The 16,380-nt window shown below is 59.9% G+C and carries 15 protein-coding genes; 11 read left to right on the forward strand and 4 right to left on the reverse strand.

Annotation, left to right across the window (positions count from 1 at the left end):
* Window positions 1–135: 135 nt before the first annotated feature.
* Genes lptB through lptC form a run of 3 tightly spaced genes read right to left on the reverse strand, consistent with a single transcriptional unit; the run spans window position 136 to window position 2,200 of the window.
* The gene (gene lptB / locus IOD40_RS14450) at window positions 136–885 is read right to left on the reverse strand and encodes an LPS export ABC transporter ATP-binding protein (RefSeq protein ID WP_325099744.1); all 750 of its coding nucleotides are present in this window, start codon (window positions 883–885) and stop codon (window positions 136–138) included.
* A 51-nt stretch (window positions 886–936) separates the two neighbouring features.
* Entirely contained in the window at window positions 937–1,485 is a 549-nt protein-coding gene (locus IOD40_RS14455) for an LptA/OstA family protein (RefSeq protein WP_198477399.1), read from the reverse strand.
* Window positions 1,475–2,200: an LPS export ABC transporter periplasmic protein LptC gene (gene lptC, locus IOD40_RS14460; RefSeq protein ID WP_198477400.1), complete on the reverse strand. Its 726-nt coding sequence runs from the start codon at window positions 2,198–2,200 to the stop codon at window positions 1,475–1,477. The genes IOD40_RS14455 and lptC overlap by 11 nt, the downstream gene beginning before the upstream one ends.
* Before the next feature lie 248 nt (window positions 2,201–2,448).
* On the opposite strand from lptC, the gene sppA reads away from it, so the two are divergent.
* From sppA to IOD40_RS14515, 11 genes are all read left to right on the forward strand, one after another.
* Window positions 2,449–3,417, forward strand: coding sequence for a signal peptide peptidase SppA (sppA, locus tag IOD40_RS14465; protein ID WP_198477401.1), 969 nt, complete (start codon window positions 2,449–2,451; stop codon window positions 3,415–3,417).
* 59 nt (window positions 3,418–3,476) lie between these two features.
* Window positions 3,477–3,764, forward strand: coding sequence for an integration host factor subunit beta (locus IOD40_RS14470; RefSeq protein ID WP_198477402.1), 288 nt, complete (start codon window positions 3,477–3,479; stop codon window positions 3,762–3,764).
* A gap of 33 nt (window positions 3,765–3,797) precedes the next feature.
* On the forward strand, window positions 3,798–4,121 hold the full coding sequence (locus IOD40_RS14475; protein WP_198477403.1) for a lipopolysaccharide assembly protein LapA domain-containing protein: 324 nt from the start codon (window positions 3,798–3,800) through the stop codon (window positions 4,119–4,121).
* A 9-nt stretch (window positions 4,122–4,130) separates the two neighbouring features.
* On the forward strand, window positions 4,131–5,093 hold the full coding sequence (lhpI, locus tag IOD40_RS14480; protein ID WP_198477404.1) for a bifunctional Delta(1)-pyrroline-2-carboxylate/Delta(1)-piperideine-2-carboxylate reductase: 963 nt from the start codon (window positions 4,131–4,133) through the stop codon (window positions 5,091–5,093).
* 63 nt (window positions 5,094–5,156) lie between these two features.
* The gene (locus IOD40_RS14485) at window positions 5,157–6,131 is read left to right on the forward strand and encodes a class I SAM-dependent methyltransferase (protein ID WP_233714004.1); all 975 of its coding nucleotides are present in this window, start codon (window positions 5,157–5,159) and stop codon (window positions 6,129–6,131) included.
* A gap of 97 nt (window positions 6,132–6,228) precedes the next feature.
* Complete coding sequence (locus IOD40_RS14490; RefSeq protein ID WP_198477405.1) at window positions 6,229–7,074, forward strand: TrmH family RNA methyltransferase; 846 nt, start codon at window positions 6,229–6,231, stop codon at window positions 7,072–7,074.
* A 7-nt stretch (window positions 7,075–7,081) separates the two neighbouring features.
* Window positions 7,082–7,570 carry a signal peptidase II gene (gene lspA, locus IOD40_RS14495; RefSeq protein ID WP_198477406.1) on the forward strand — a complete coding sequence of 163 codons (489 nt, stop codon included), beginning with the start codon at window positions 7,082–7,084 and terminating at the stop codon, window positions 7,568–7,570.
* A gap of 57 nt (window positions 7,571–7,627) precedes the next feature.
* The gene (gene acuI / locus IOD40_RS14500) at window positions 7,628–8,623 is read left to right on the forward strand and encodes an acrylyl-CoA reductase (NADPH) (RefSeq protein WP_198477407.1); all 996 of its coding nucleotides are present in this window, start codon (window positions 7,628–7,630) and stop codon (window positions 8,621–8,623) included.
* A 156-nt stretch (window positions 8,624–8,779) separates the two neighbouring features.
* A complete protein-coding gene (locus IOD40_RS14505; protein WP_267905131.1) occupies window positions 8,780–10,516 on the forward strand; it encodes a flagellin N-terminal helical domain-containing protein in 1,737 nt (578 codons plus the stop codon).
* Between the two features lie 105 nt (window positions 10,517–10,621).
* The gene (locus IOD40_RS14510; RefSeq protein ID WP_198477409.1) at window positions 10,622–12,940 is read left to right on the forward strand and encodes a response regulator; all 2,319 of its coding nucleotides are present in this window, start codon (window positions 10,622–10,624) and stop codon (window positions 12,938–12,940) included.
* A gap of 133 nt (window positions 12,941–13,073) precedes the next feature.
* Complete coding sequence (locus IOD40_RS14515) at window positions 13,074–13,955, forward strand: GNAT family N-acetyltransferase (protein ID WP_198477410.1); 882 nt, start codon at window positions 13,074–13,076, stop codon at window positions 13,953–13,955.
* 65 nt (window positions 13,956–14,020) lie between these two features.
* On the opposite strand, the gene IOD40_RS14520 is transcribed toward IOD40_RS14515, so the two are convergent.
* Window positions 14,021–16,303: an NADP-dependent malic enzyme gene (locus tag IOD40_RS14520; RefSeq protein WP_198477411.1), complete on the reverse strand. Its 2,283-nt coding sequence runs from the start codon at window positions 16,301–16,303 to the stop codon at window positions 14,021–14,023.
* Window positions 16,304–16,380 lie beyond the last annotated feature (77 nt).

Below are 16,380 nucleotides of genomic sequence, written 5' to 3' on the forward strand. Positions count from 1 at the left end.
CGACCCCCTGTAGCGAACGCGGCTGTTTTAGCAGCGTCTCGCGAAGTGCCGGATCAAACTGGCCCGGCTTTTGCTTGTCAAGGGAAAGTGCCTGAGAAGGATTAGCCGGCCATTAATGCCGGACGCCGACGAAGACTAAAGCGTGAAGCCTTCGCCGAGATAAAGACGGCGCACGTCCGGGTTGCGAACGATTTCGTCGGGGACGCCGTGTGTCAGCACCTGACCTGCATGGATGATGTAGGCGCGCTCAACCAGCCCGAGCGTTTCGCGCACATTATGGTCGGTGATCAGGACGCCGATGCCGCGCGCCGTCAGATGTCGCACCAGCTGCTGGATATCCGACACGGCAATCGGGTCAACGCCTGCGAACGGCTCGTCGAGAAGCATGAAATTCGGGTTGCTCGCAAGTGCGCGGGCAATCTCCAGGCGGCGTCGCTCGCCGCCCGACAGGGCGACCGAAGGCGATTTGCGCAAATGGGTAATGTGAAATTCTTCCAGCAGCTCATCGAGCCGCCTTTCGCGCTGCTTGCGGCTTTTCTCGACGACTTCGAGGATTGCACGAATGTTGTTCTCGACCGTCAGGCCTCGGAAGATGGAAGCTTCCTGCGGCAGATAACCGATCCCGAGCCGGGCGCGCCGGTACATGGGCAGCGCGGTAACGTCATAGCCGTCAATCTCGATGGTGCCCTGATCAACCGGCACCAGCCCGGTGACCATATAAAAGCATGTGGTCTTGCCGGCACCGTTCGGACCGAGCAAGCCGACGGCCTCGCCGGCCCGCACGCCGAACGACACACCGCTGACGACCTGACGGCCCTTGTAGCTTTTGGTGAGGCCGCGCGCGATCATCGTGCCGCGAAACCGCTCGCGGTCCGTTGCGCTCACTGCCGCCGCCGGAGTGCCGGAGCGCTCAAGAAATGCCGGGCGTTTCAAGAATCAGCGCCCCTGCGAACTCGGCTTGAGAAGCATTTTCACCCGGCCGCCAGCCTGATTTCCGCCGCACCCGTCAAGCTGAGCCTGACCGGTTGCCATCTGCACAGTCAGCTTGCAGCCAACGACCACGTTTTCGCCCTCGGTCAGCACGACTTCCTTGCCGGTGAGCACCAGAACCTCGGTGCGCATGTCGAAGCTGCCGGCATCGCCAGTGGCGACCTGGCTTTCGGAACGGACATAAACCTTGCCCGAGACTTCCAGCCGGTCGATGTCGGCCGAACCGGTGGTCGCTGATCCATCATCGCCGGTATTGTAGTAAACCGTCATCTGGCCGGCTCGCAGAAGCGTCGGACCCTGCACGACAGAAACGTTGCCGGTGAACAGCGCCAAGCCATCGGCCTCACGCACCTCAAGCCGGTCGCTTTCGATCTGGATGGGTTTGCCGCCGTCGAGCTTGATGCCAGTCAGCCGTCCCTCCTGCGCAGAGGCCAATCCGCCGAATGGCAGAGTCAGCGCAGCAGCCAGCATGACCGCGCGGGTATCAATTCTCATCGGCTCCTCCCTCGCCCGATGCAGCAGTCTGCAATCGCTTCGGCTCGATTTCCATACGTACCCGCTTGTCGAAGATCATCACAGCCCCGCGATCGCGGACCTGCAATGAATCTGCCTCGATGCGTGCACCGGACAGTGTTATGTCGACTGGCGTGTCGGAGTCCAGATTTCCGCCGCGAAAATCCACCTTCGCCGACTTCAGCAAAGCGACGATCCCCGTGTCGGTGGTCAGCTCGATCTCGTCATTGAGGTTCAACGTGTTGGCTGCCCGGTCGAGGATGCCGCTCTTTGCCGCGACATTTACCCAATTGGCGTCATCAAACGGCAGTTTTGCTTCGATACCCTCAAGATCAATGACATTGGTATTGCCAAGGTCCTGCATCGCCCGCGAAGCCGCCATGGAATAAGGCCTGTCATTGCCCGTGAACCCGTCAAGGCGCGGATCGGACATGACGATGCGGCCATCTTCGATCGCGGTTGCGCCGAGATCAAAGGAGACGCCGCCCGGCGCCGAAATCCAGGATGCGCCAAAAAAAGCCGCTGTTGCCACCACGGCCAGTGTCGGCAGCGCTATTTTGAGCAGGCGCACGCGCCGTGAGTGCTTCCGGGCCCGATTGAAGGCCGCCTCGACGCGACCTGCATCGGGCTGCACGCTTCCAGTGCGGCTCGTCCGCAGCCGCGATTCGGGCGACCGTTCCGTTGCCGTATGGGTCATATTTGCTATCCGTTCTCCGAGCGTTGCGCTCGCTGTGACGATACCACGGTCGTCCTGTTCAGCGTCCCCTTGGCGCGATCACACGTTAATATGGTGTTTTTTGGATAAGTTTGCGAGTGCGCAATACTCTTGCGGACGACGTTTGGGAAGGCTCATTGCCAATTGAGGGTGAATCCACCCTTCCAGCGTGAAGCTCCTTCGCTTAAAAGCAGGAGTTCTGGATGGGGCCGAACGGAAAGAGACGGACCATGGCGCAGCGCGCAGACGACATTATCGACCGACGCAGATTGCGGCGAAAGCTGACATTCTGGCGGGCCTTCGGGCTTCTGGCACTCGTTCTCGCAGTCGCCGCGCTGGCTTCGTGGACAATGCGGGACACGCTGGGCGCGAGCGCGCCGCATATCGCCAAGATCAAGATCGAAGGCACGATCACTGAAGATGACGAATTGTTGAAGCGCATCAAGCGAGTCAGCGAGAACGATCAGGTTGCAGGGGTCATCTTCTGGATCAACTCGCCCGGCGGCACCACAGCAGGCGGTGAGGCCCTGTTTGAGGCGATCCGGACGCTGTCTGCCAAGAAGCCGGTTGTCGCGCAGGTCGGCACGCTGGCAGCTTCAGCGGGATATATGATTGCAAGCGCGACCGACCATATTGTCGCGCGCCAATCTTCAATCGTCGGATCGATCGGCGTTCTCGTCCAATATCCCGACGTCACCGGCCTCATGGACAACATCGGCGTCAAGGTCGAGGGCGTTAAGTCTTCGCCGTTGAAGGCTGAACCCTCCCCCTTCACTCCGACGACCGAGGAAGAGCGCGCCATGATCCGCGCGCTGGTTATGGACAGCTATGACTGGTTCGTTGGTCTTGTCGAGGATCGCCGCGGCATGTCGCGCGAGGAAGTGCTGCAGATTGCCGATGGCTCCATCTTCACCGGCAGGCAGGCTCTGGAGCGTCGCCTGGTTGATACGCTCGGTGGAGAGGAAAAGGCACTTGAATGGCTCGCCAGCAAGGGTGTCGATGCTGAGCTTTCCGTCATCGAGTGGAAGTCGACCGAGAACCAGGGGCTGTTTTCACCCTTGGCACTGGCGCGGGCGGCAGGTGCCTTTCTGGGCCTGGACCAGCTCGCTTCGCAGCTCGTTGCCACGACCGGAGCCGACCGCATGTTCCTTGACGGGCTCTTGTCGGTCTGGCAACCTGCCCACGGGCTGGGCGACTAAAAAAGTCAAGTAAATCACCTGGATAGTAAGACCAAGGCATTCGGCGGGAGCTTCCTACGATGATCAAGTCTGAACTTGTACAAACCATCGCCAATCGAAATCCGCATCTTTTCCTTCGCGATGTCGAGAATATCGTCAATGCGATTTTCGATGAGATCACCGAGGCTCTGGCCAATGGAAACCGCGTCGAACTGCGCGGCTTCGGGGCATTTTCGGTAAAGAACAGACCAGCCCGCGTCGGTCGCAACCCGCGCACGGGTGAATCCGTTGAAGTCGAGGAAAAATGGGTTCCCTTCTTCAAGACCGGTAAAGAACTGCGTGAACGACTGAATGCTGACGACGAATAAGTACGGCAGCCGACGCGGCGCAGAGGATATGAAATGCTGAACCGCTTCATCACCGTCGTCATCCTGATACCACTCGCAATCGTGCTGATTTCGCTTGCCGTGGCAAACCGCGCGCCAGCGGATTTCACGATTGATCCGTTCAACCCGGGCAATCCGGCGCTGACGATCACGCTGCCATTGTTTGTCCTGCTGTTCCTTGCCCTTCTGACGGGGCTCGTCATCGGCGGCGTCATCACTTGGCTGCGGCAGGGCCGCTATCGCAAGCTGGCTCGAAAGCGCGACGCGGAACTTGCCACGGTTCAAAGAGCTGCACCTGCGCCGAGCGAAGTGCCAGCCCTTCCCCGCCCCAACGTCTGAGCAGGCTTCATGCTGAACATTTCCACCGCTGATGTCGACCAGAGCCTTACCTATGAAGGTCTGGTCGAGACGCTTCGTGATGCCTTTCGCCAAGGCGCGATCCAGCCGGTCCGGCATCACCATACGATCGAGCACCCGCAAGGAGCGGATTCGACCCTGCTCCTCATGCCGGCATGGACCGACTTTTCCAAAAGCGCGTCCGGCAAAGGCTATATCGGCGTCAAGATCGTCACCGTTTCGCCGGACAACAACGCCATCAACAAGCCTGCTGTCATGGGCTTGTACCTGCTTTTGGACGGCAAGACCGGCGAGCCGATGGCCCTGATCGACGGGCAGCGCCTGACGACATGGCGCACGGCCTGCGCCTCCGCTCTGGCTGCAAGCTATCTGGCCCGCGAAGACGCGTCGAAGCTTCTGGTGATCGGCGCGGGTGCACTTTCCCCGTTTCTGGCGCATGCACATTCGGCGGTTCGCCCCATAGACGAAATTCGCATCTGGAACCGCACGCGAAGCAGGGCGGAAAACGTCGTCGAAAGCCTGAAGGCCGACGGGTTGAACGCGTCGGTTGCGGATAATATTGATGAGGCGGTCGGCTGGGCCGATATTGTCTCATCGGCGACAATTTCCGATGCCCCATTGGTGAAGGGCAAATTCCTCAAGCCCGGCACCCACGTCGATTTGGTCGGAGCCTTTACGCCCGACTTGCGTGAAAGTGATGACGAGGCTGTCGCCAGGGCTCGCGTCTATGTCGACACCAGAGCGGGCGCAACCAAGGAAGCTGGTGACATCGTACTGGCGATCGCTTCCGGCGCACTGACCGCAGATGCAATTGTTGGAGACCTCTTTGAGCTGACGCGTGGCGAGGCGTCTGGCCGGCAGAGTGCAGAAGATATCACGCTGTTCAAGTCGGTGGGGGCTGCCCTTGAGGATCTCGCGGCTGGAATTGCGGTCTACGAAGCCAGGAAAGCCTGACGCGTTGCGAGGCGGCCAGCACTGTGGCAGAAGCGCGAACCGCCATCTTCCGGAGCAGAATTCTTGAAAGCCCCGCGCGACAAACGCAATGACAGCCAAAATGCAGCCCCGCGACGAGAGATCGTGCGCAGGCAAGGCGCATTGCCTGCTGAAACGCTGCCGCTGATCCTGTCGGTCGACCCGAACTCAGACTACGCGCTGCTCGATTCGGGAGACGGTCGCAAGCTTGAGCAATACGGACCCTACCGCATCGATCGCCCCGAGGGGCAAGCGATCTGGAAGCGCGCGCTTCCGGAAAAGGAATGGGCCAAAGCGGACGCCGTCTTTACCGGCGACACCGACGAAGAAGGCATGGGCCGCTGGCGCTTTCCAAAGACGCCGCTCGGCGAGACCTGGCCGATGCGGTTCGATGGCACGGACTATCTTGGTCGCTTCACCTCATTTCGCCATGTCGGCGTCTTCCCTGAACAGGCGCCCCACTGGCACCATATGGAAGGCCTGATCCGCAACGCGAAGCGCCCCGTACGCGTCCTGAACCTCTTTGGCTATACCGGTCTCGCCTCGCTGGTTGCAGCACGTGCAGGTGCGGAAGTCACCCATGTCGATGCCTCGAAAAAGGCGATTGGCTGGGCGCGCGAAAATCAGGAGCTTGCCCGTCTCACCGACAAGCCGATCCGCTGGATCTGCGAAGACGCGATGAAGTTCGTTGAGCGCGAAGAACGTCGTGGCAGCCGCTATGACATCATCCTCTTCGATCCACCGGCATTCGGGCGCGGCCCCAAGGGTGAGGTCTGGCAGCTGTTCGATCATCTGCCGGCAATGGCGGACATATGTCGCGAGATCCTGACCCCTAAGCCGCTCGGCGTCGTCCTCACCGCCTATTCGATCCGCGCATCGTTCTTTGCGATCCACGCCTTGATGCGCGACACCTTCGCCGGAATGGGCGGCAAGATCGAATCGGGCGAACTGATCATCCGCGAGAAATCAGCAGGACGGGCGCTCTCCACCTCGCTGTTCTCGCGCTGGGTGGCGGAGTGAACCAGATGAAGGCAGGAATGCAGCTTACCCCCGCCCCGGCATGCACCTCTTTGTGTGGTGGGCTTGGGAGTGGGAGTTCTTGCAAGGAATGGAATTCATGAGCGGAGACGACAACCGCCGCGTTGGGCAGGTGAAGGAAGTCACCAGCCTCTCCAACCCGATCGTCAAAGACATTCGCGCGCTGGCGATGAAAAAGTTCCGCGATGCGCAAGACGCGTTCATGGCGGAGGGGTTGAAGCTGGTCATTGACGCGATGGATCTGGGCTGGACCATCCGCACGCTGGTGTTTGCCAAAAACCAGCGCGGCACGCCGGCTCTCGAGAAACTTGCTGCCAAGACCAAGGCTTCAGGCGGCCTTGTGCTGGAAGTTTCGGAAAAGGTCCTGGGCGCCATCACTCGCAAGGACAACCCGCAAATGGTGCTCGGCGTCTTCAAGCAGCGCTGGATGCCGCTCAAGGACGTTCGGCCGACCGGCAACGACGTCTATGTCGCGCTCGACCGCGTTCGTGATCCGGGCAATCTGGGAACCATCATCCGCACCGCTGACGCCGTCGGCGCAAAAGGCGTGATCCTGATTGGCGACACCACCGACCCGTTCTCTGTGGAAACTGTCCGGGCCACCATGGGCTCCATCTTTGCCGTCCGGGTGACCAAGGCCAATGCCGAAGCATTCCTTGCCTGGCGCAAGGCAAGCGGCGCACGGCTGTTCGGCACGCATCTGAAGGGCTCTGTCGATTACCGTCAGCCCAAATATGACGGTGGGCCGGTGATCCTGATGATGGGGAACGAACAGCAGGGACTGCCCGAACAACTCGCCGATGCCTGCGATCAGTTGATCCGCATTCCGCAGACAGGGCGAGCCGATTCATTGAACCTTGCGGTGGCCACGGGCGTTGCGCTCTATGAAATCAGGCGGCACGCGCTGCCCTCTGGCGGCATATAGGTATTCTATGAAGGCGTTCCTCATCCCCTACGGTCTCATCGCAATTCTCGCGGTCATGCTTGATCAGGCAATCAAGCTGGCCGTGGAGGCGTATCTGCCGATGCATGAGGGACTGCCTGTCCTTCCGTTCCTGGCCCTCTACCGCACGCACAACACCGGCATCGCCTTCTCGATGATGGCGGATTTTGGCAGTATGGGTCTTGTGGCGCTCACTCTGGTCGTAACCGCCTTCATCGTCTGGATTGCTGCGCGGACCGACCCCAGGCAGGTTCTGGCGCGGTACGGCTTTGCGCTGATCATCGGCGGAGCGATCGGCAATCTGATCGACCGCGCCTTTCTCGGCTATGTCGTGGATTATATCCTGTTCCACCTGCCGAACTGGTCTTTTGCAGTCTTCAATATGGCTGACGCATTCATTTCGGTCGGCGCCGCGATGGTGGTGCTGGATGAATTCCTGGTATGGCGGCGAGCCCGTTCGGCAGAGCGGAACGGTTGACCGCGGCATAGCAGCCAGCCAAACTCACGGACAAACGCCTCATCGAGAGAGAGCCCCATGTCCGAGAGTTTCACTGCGCTGCTGGCTTCACAGGATGAAGCGAAAAACCAGACCAACTCTTTTGTCGAACTCACGGACGCGGATCTGATGGATGGCGATATCACCGTCGCCGTCGAGGCCACCACGATCAATTACAAGGATGGCCTGGCGCTGACCGGCAAGGCACCCGTCATCCGGCGCTGGCCGCTGATCCCCGGCATCGACTTTGCCGGCACGGTGATTTCCTCGGAAAATCCAGACTGGAAGCCGGGCGACAAGGTCATTCTCAACGGCTGGGGCGTCGGCGAGACCCATCATGGCGCCTATGCAAAGCGCGCACGCGTCAAGGGGGAATGGCTCGTCCCGCTGCCCTCAAGCATGTCTGCTATCGATGCGATGATCGTCGGCACCGCTGGCTATACTGCGATGCTTTGCGTCATGGCGCTGGAGCGGCACGGCATTACACCCGATCGCGGACCAGTGGTTGTGACGGGCGCTGCTGGCGGCGTCGGATCCGTCGCGATCTCGCTCCTGTCCAAGCTCGGCTATGAGGTAATTGCCTCCACGGGCCGTCATTCAGAACATGCCTATTTGAAGAGCCTCGGCGCTACCGATGTGATTGAGCGCAGCGAGTTGGCAGGCCCTGCCCGCCCGCTTGGCAAGGAGCGCTGGGCAGGCGGCGTCGACACAGTCGGCAGCAACACACTCGCCAATGTCCTGTCGATGACGAAATATGGCGGGGCGGTCGCCGCCTGCGGTCTTGCCGGAGGGATGGACCTGCCGTCGAGTGTCGCGCCGTTCATCTTGCGTGGTGTCTCCCTCCTTGGCATCGATTCCGTGATGGCACCGCGGGAGTTGCGGATCGAAGCATGGCAGCGGATCGAGAAGGATCTCGATCGCGAGCATCTGCGCGCGATCTCCACCTTGATGCCCTTCGATGCTCTCCCCAATGCCGCGCATGACATCGTCGAAGGAAAGGTACGCGGCCGCCTTGTGATCGACATGAGCGCCTGAGCTTCGGTAAATACTGATGGACGAAAGCTCGGGCGAAAAGCAAACTGCCTGAACTACTAGCCCGTCTACTCAAGAAATCATCAAATTAACCCCTCATCAACCAAGCCTTCCTACGGTCCGCGCGTCCTTGGGCTGGCAGGCATTTTGGGGGGTGTGATGTCGTCCATACACACGAATTCTGGAGCAATGACCGCGCTGCAGACTTTGCGCGGCAATGCAAAGGCTTTGGCGCGCCTGCAGGATGAAGCTGCCACTGGATTACGGGTGGCAGAGGCCGCGCATAACGCCTCCTACTGGTCCATATCGGTCGCGATGAAGTCGACGATGGGCGCGAACCATGCGGTAATGGATTCGCTCGGGCTGACCACGGCTCTCGTTGACGTGACTTACGCTGCACTCACCCAGGTTGAATCCAACCTCTCGCTGATCAAGGACAAGCTGGTCCTCAGCGAGGGGGACGGCGCTGACACTTCCAAGATACAAAATGAAATCCACGAGCTTGCGCAGCAAATCCTGACTGCCGTCGACAGCGCCCAATTTGCTGGGGGAAATCTCCTTCGCACCAATGTCGAGCACATATGGGAAGCGCCCCTTGATGAGCGTGCCAGAAAATACACCGCGTCCTACATGCAGACGGATCAAGGGATTTCCATCGGCACGATAGATATCGACCTTTTGAAGACCTCATTGGTGAACGGGCACGGCGGAGGCATTCTCGAGCCCGATCCTCGCAGCCCGAAAAGTCTCGGCGGCATTCGTTTGCCCGCCATACCCGCAGAATTTCAGGTCTACGACGATACGAACCACCGATCCGGTGGCCGGGCGACTTCGCACTTCACCTTCGTCGGACCGTTCACGATGGGCGACGATGCCTATATCCGCTTCGAGCTCGAGGTAGACAAGGAAAGTCCAGACCACGGCCTTCCCGGTCCACTGCTGGACGGCACAAAAACCCTTATCAATATAACCAAAAGCGACATAGTCAGCGCATTGCCAGGCTCCAACGGCACGGTCTCTTCATGGGGCCAATGGATGACTGTCCTTAATACTACGCTAGGCAGTCACGGCGTCGCGGTTAGCGACGTCGTGGATTGGCTAAGAAACGTCATTCCCAACCGCTACGCGCTCTCTTCAAGCGAAACGACTGGCCATAACGGCTCCAGCATCATCATCAGCAATCTGGAACAGAGTGCCGGAATTGCACGGCATGGACTGGTTGAGTCCGCTTCTTATGGAAGTGCCCCACGACAAATCCACCTCGCCTTCGAGCCGTTTAAAATCTATCGCGACGTTGTTGCGACCATGCGGTTCCACATCAACGGACAGGAGCAAGCGCTGACAATCGATCGTGACACCGTCGATCAGGTTCTTAGAAGGGACGACGGCAGGGTCGATACACCAGCACATATGACGGCACTTCTCAGCCACCTCGTTGGTGATTTGTGGAATATCAAGATCGAGGAGAGCGGAGCAGGTGTGACGCTTTCAGTCGATACCGACGTGGACAGGACTGCAGGACGACGCACGAATATCGGCTTTTCCGGAATATCGGTAAACATCGAGCCGATCATCTCCTACGGACTTCTCGACATCGACGTTGAAACCAATCCGGATCTGGTGACGGCCTACCTGAGCACCATTGATGTCATGCACGCAAAGACGGTCTCGGCGGCTGCTTACATCGGGTCCATCAAGACCCGCGTTGAACTGCAAAAAGAGTTCACTTCAAAGCTTATCGACGCATTCGAGCGTGGCATGAGCCAATTGGCGGATGCGGACATGGAGACACCCGCAGCGCGTCTTACGGCTGAGCAGGTCAGGCAACAACTGGTCCTGCGGGCGCTGTCGATCTCAAACAGTGCGCCGCAGAATTTGCTCAGCCTGTTCCAGTGAATTTCTTTCACAATATTGCTGCAGATAATGCCTCCGGCCTCTGATCGGTAAAATTCTAACTTCTCTTCCAAGCGTTCCCTAAGCCTTCCTCGCTAGGTTGAAGGCATGTTGGAGGAACGTAATACAAAACGGAAGAAGGGCGACCGGCTGGGCGCGCAGCACACGCTTAGCAATGGACGCTTGCGCATCTCCCCGCCATCGTTGGTTCCGGAGGTAACGGGAAATGCGCGCCCCACCCTATTGCGTCCAGCGCTGGTTTTGGCGCTGCTGACACTCGCCGGGGTTTCCTATCTCACCGGCTCCCCGACGCTGGTCGCGATGGCCCTTATCTGCATCAGCCTTGTCGCAATCTTTCTTGAGGTCGCCGAGTTCCGTGAGAAGTCGCGACTTGCCAGCCTCCTTGATGATGCCGCCAGCCGAAACCGTGTCGAACTGGAGCATCTCGCCGACCGCGTCTGGGAGATGGAGGAGAGCGAAGAGCGCTTCCATGAGCTCATCGACGCGCTGGGCGACATCATCATCCACCGCGATCGTGAGGGCAGGATCGTCTATGCCAATCGCGTGCTTGCCGATCTTCTGGGGTGCAAGCCGGACGAACTGATGGGCAAGAATCTGCGCGATGTCGGCGTGGATGTGGGCCTCGTTCCCGACAGCGCGTTTTCCAGCGGCGAGCACTTGTCGTCAACCGATGTCGTCATCCGCGCAAAGAGCGGAATACGATGGTTTTCCTGGATCGAACTGTCGGCCCGCGACAAGACTAACAACGCAGTCTCTCACCGGGCAATCGCGCGCGACATCACCGCGTTGAAGCGCGCAGAGGAAGCGGCAAACTCCGCAAGGGAGAGAGCAGAATCTGCCAATCAAGCGAAGACTCGCTTTCTGGCGACCGTCAGCCATGAAATCCGCACCCCGATGAACGGCATCATGGGAATGGCGAAGCTGCTGGCAGATACGCGGCTGTCGCCCGAGCAGCGCACCTATGTCAGTGCCGTATCGACATCAGCGTCCGCGCTTCTCGCTCTCATCGAGGACCTGCTTGACTATTCCAAGATCGAATTTGGACGCTTTCAGCTGAGGGCCGAAGATGTATCGCCGCGTGAAATGGCGGAGAACGTGGTTGAGCTGCTGGCTCCCCGGGCGCACGCCAAGTCAATCGGCCTTGGCTGCTACATCGATCCGCGCGTTCCACATACGATCAAGGCCGACCCGGATCGGCTGCGGCAGGTCTTGTTGAACATTATTGGCAATGCGGTGAAGTTTACGGAAAGCGGCGGCGTGCTCGTTGAGCTGTCGGTCGAACGCGGCATGTTGCGGTTCGACGTGACCGACACCGGTCCAGGACTTGAAACCGGCGACCTTGACCGCGTTTTTGAAGAGTTCGAGCAGGCCGACGGGACTTCAACCCGCAAGCATGGCGGCGCCGGGCTCGGCCTTGCGATTTCGCGACGTATCATCGATGCCATGTCGGGATCGATCACCGCGACGAGCGAATTTGGGTCCGGCTCGCGTTTCACCATCAGTCTTCCTGCTGCCAGGCCACAGCGGCCGGCGAGCGTCCAGAAATCGCTTCAGGATCGCAACTGCATCATCATATCGAGGAACAGCACCGAGGCGGAGGCGATTGCCTGGACTGTCATCGCACATGGAGGGCTTGCGACAATTGTTGGAAGCGCTGATGAGGCTGCCAGGATCAGGCAGGACCGGACCTCCTTCGATGCAGTTTTCATCGATGCCGAGCTGGAAAGCGTCGATGGACGTCTGTTGAGACAGCTGCGCGCGAAAAAGACGGACCTCGCAAAAGCAATCATCCTGATCGCACCTTCCGATCGGGGCAAACTCCCGCGCTATCGTGCGGAAGGATATGATGCGTTTTTGGCGCGGCCGGTGCGCAGCGAGACGCTGGTTCGCGTCCTCGCCTCATCGTCCGACGACGCAAGATCGCTCACCGCAAGCCCAGAGAATTCTGCCCTGCCGAAGCCCAGCGCTCCAGGGGCGCTCTCAATCCTCGTTGCCGAAGACAATGACATCAATGCGCTGCTGGCGCGCTCGGCCCTCTCCAAGGGCGGCCACAAGGTGAAGATTGTCGGCAATGGCAAAGCAGCAGTGGATGCCGTGCGCGCCGAACATTTTGACGTCGTGCTGATGGATCTTCATATGCCGGTGATGGATGGTCTCGACGCGATCACCCACATCAGGAAATATGAGGAGGGCAATGGAAGCCCCGCTGTTCCTATCCTTGTTCTGTCGGCGGACGGGCAAAAGGAAACGCGCCAGGGCGTCATCGCGCATGGTGCCACTGGGTTTCTGACCAAACCGCTTGACCCGCAGGCTCTCCTTTCCCACGTCGAATATCACGCGCTTGAACCTGCTGGCGGATATCCACGCCGTCAACGCGGTCATAGTTCTGTTGCAGATTTCTCCTAGACCTTGAGCCACGGACCGACGGCAAGATCGAGACCGCAGCGGAACTGCCCGGCGCGTTTCGTCGCAGCAAACATCTTCGCCGTTTTGAGTGAGATGGTTTAGGACGGCTGTTGCCAGCCGAGGAGAATCGACCATGCAGGATGTGATGCTGGAAGCCTCGCGCGGACAACCTTGGATCATCAACGTACGAGGCCACGAACTGCAGCCCGGAACCGTACTTGGACGTATCGCAACCCTCGAGGTTCGCCTCGCAAGCGGACGGCAGGACATCGAGACAGCCCAGAAGCTGCGATATCGCGTTTTCCATGAAGAGTTGGGTGCCGCCGCAGGCCTTGCGAGCGCAGCGGACCAGCTCGATGCCGATCGCTATGACGATGCGTGCGACCATTTGCTGGTCATCGACCGAGGCGCAGACGGCACGCAGGAAAAGGCTGTCGGCACCTACCGCCTGTTGCGCGATGACGTGGCGGTCGCGACCCGCGGCTTCTATTCAAGTGCCGAGTTTGAAATCGAGCGCCTGGTCGCGCGCCATCGCGATATCAAGTTCCTCGAACTTGGCCGCTCATGCGTGCTGCCGGAATACCGCTCGCGCCGCACGATCGAATTGTTGTGGCAGGGCATCTGGGCCTATGTGAACCATTACGGCATCGGCGCGATGACCGGATGCGCGTCATTTCCCGGCACGGTGCCCGCGGCGCACGCGCAAGCGTTGTCATTTCTTGCCCAGAACAGCCGGGCCACCGGACCCTGGCAGGTCAATGCCGTGCCGTCGCGCTACCATGAAATGGATCTGACCCCGGCAGAGGCCGTCGACATGCGGGCTGCGCTGCAGGAGATGCCGCCTCTCATCAAGGGCTATCTGCGCCTTGGAGCGAAGGTTGGCGATGGATGCGTCATAGACCGCGAGTTTGGCACCACCGATGTTTTCATCGTGCTGCCGGTTGCGAGCATCTCGCCCCGCTACATCAATTATTACGGCGCCGATGCCGAGCGTTTCGCTCCGCGCCTGTCGTAGATACAACAGCAATCAATAGAAGAAGCCCCGGCTCACCGACGCCGGGGCTTCTTTGTTTCAAGGCGTTATGCGCCGGTATAGGCCGCGATTGCGGCCATGTTGACGATGTCGCTGTCCTTGGCGTTCAGCGGCACGATCTGGACAGGCTTGTTGAGGCCAACCAGCAGCGGGCCGATAACGGTCGAGCCACCCAGTTGCTGCAGCATCTTCGTGGCAATCGAGGCCGAGTGATAGGCCGGCATGACCAGAACGTTGGCCGGACCCGACAGGCGGCAGAACGGATATTGGCGCATCAGTTCCGGGTTCAGCGCAACGTCAGCAGCCATTTCGCCGTCATACTCGAAGTCGACGCGGCGTTTGTCGAGGATGCGGACCGCCTCTGCTACACGCGCCGAGCGCTCGCCCTGCGGGTGGCCGAAGGTCGAGTAGGCGAGCATCGCAACACGCGGCTCGTGGCCCATGCGGCGGGCAAAGCCTGCTGCCTCTTCGGCAATATCCGCAATCTCGGTTGCGTCGGGCATGTCATGGACCGCTGTGTCGGCGACGATCACCGTGCGACCGCGTGCAATGACGATCGACACGCCGATGACGCGGTGCCCCGGACGGGTGTCGATAACGTGGCGTACGTCATCGAGTGCGGTCGAGTAGTTGCGCGTGACACCCGTGACCATCGCGTCCGCATCGCCAAGCGCCACCATGCAGGCGGCGAAATGGTTGCGATCATTGTTGATCAGACGCTGGCAATCGCGAATGAGATAGCCCTGACGCTGCATGCGCTCGTACAGGAAGTCGGTGTAGATCGCATTCTTGCGCGACAGGCGCGCATTGATGATCTCGATGCCCGGGCGATCGAGATCGATCCCGGCTGCACGGGCATTGTCCTTGATCACATCGTCGCGGCCGATCAGGATCGCGCTTCCGAGCTGCTGGTTCACATAGGACACAGCGGCGCGCATGACCTGCTCTTCCTCGCCCTCGGCAAAGACGACGCGCTTTGGCTGACGACGCACGCGCTCGTAAATGCGCTGCAAGGTCGAGGCCATTGGATCGCGGCGTGCGAGAAGCTCCTGACGGTACTTTTCAAGGTCAAGGATCGGGCGGCTGGCGACGCCGGAATCCATTGCCGCCTTGGCGACCGCGAGCGGGATTGCCGAGATCAGACGCGGGTCGAACGGCACCGGGATGATGTAGTTCGGGCCGAACTTCGGACGGTTGCCGCGATAAGCTGCAGCGACATCATCCGGCACATCCTCGCGAGCAAGCTCGGCCAGCGCATTGGCGGCGGCAATCTTCATCGCGTCGTTGATGGTCGTTGCGCGAACGTCCAGCGTACCGCGGAAGATGTAGGGGAAACCAAGCACGTTGTTGACCTGGTTCGGATAGTCCGAACGACCGGTGGCGACGATGGCGTCCGTGCGGATCTCTGCGACTTCTTCCGGCAGGATTTCCGGATCCGGATTTGCCATTGCGAAGATGATCGGGTTCTTCGCCATGGACAGGATCATCGGCTCTGTAAATGCGCCCTTGGCAGACAGGCCGAAGACCACGTCGGCACCATCGAGAGCATCGGCAAGCGTTCGCTTGTCCGTCTCGACCGCATGTGCCGACTTCCACTGGTTCATGCCCTCGGTACGGCCCTTATAGACCACGCCCTTGGTGTCGCAGAGGATGACGTTTTCCGGGGCAAAGCCCATCGCCTTGACGAGTTCGATGCAGGCGATGCCCGCAGAGCCTGCGCCGTTGCAGACGAGCTTGGTCGTCCTCATGTCGCGGCCGGTGATTTTTAGCGCATTGATGAGGCCGGCTGCAGCGATGATGGCGGTGCCGTGCTGGTCATCATGGAACACCGGAATGTCCATGAGTTCGCGCAGGCGGTCCTCAATGATGAAGCAGTCCGGTGCCTTGATGTCTTCGAGGTTGATGCCACCAAAGGACGGGCCAAGGTAACGGACGCAGTTGATGAACTCGTCGACGTTCTCGGTGTCCACCTCAAGGTCGATCGCGTCGACATCGGCAAAGCGCTTGAAGAGGACGGCTTTGCCTTCCATCACCGGCTTCGAGGCAAGTGCACCCAGATTGCCAAGGCCGAGGATCGCGGTACCGTTCGAAATGACTGCAACCATGTTGCCGCGTGCCGTGTAATCAAACGCGCGCGTCGGATCTTCCGCGATGGCCTTGACCGGGACGGCAACCCCGGGGGAGTAGGCGAGCGACAGGTCGCGCTGCGTCGCCATCGGCTTGGTCGGGGTGATTTCGAGCTTGCCGGGGCGTCCGGTTGCATGAAAGTCTAGGGCTTCTTGCGGCGTGACCGAAGGCTCACCCTCGGGGGCTGTGTCTTTCAAAGGCATCTGATGCTCGCTTCCTTCCTACGCCAAGCTCGTTTCTGTGGAGTTTTGCCGACCTATATCGATTAAGGCTACACTTG

The sequence above is a fragment of the Aquamicrobium zhengzhouense genome, from assembly GCF_016124105.1.
Taxonomy (GTDB): domain Bacteria; phylum Pseudomonadota; class Alphaproteobacteria; order Rhizobiales; family Rhizobiaceae; genus Aerobium; species Aerobium zhengzhouense.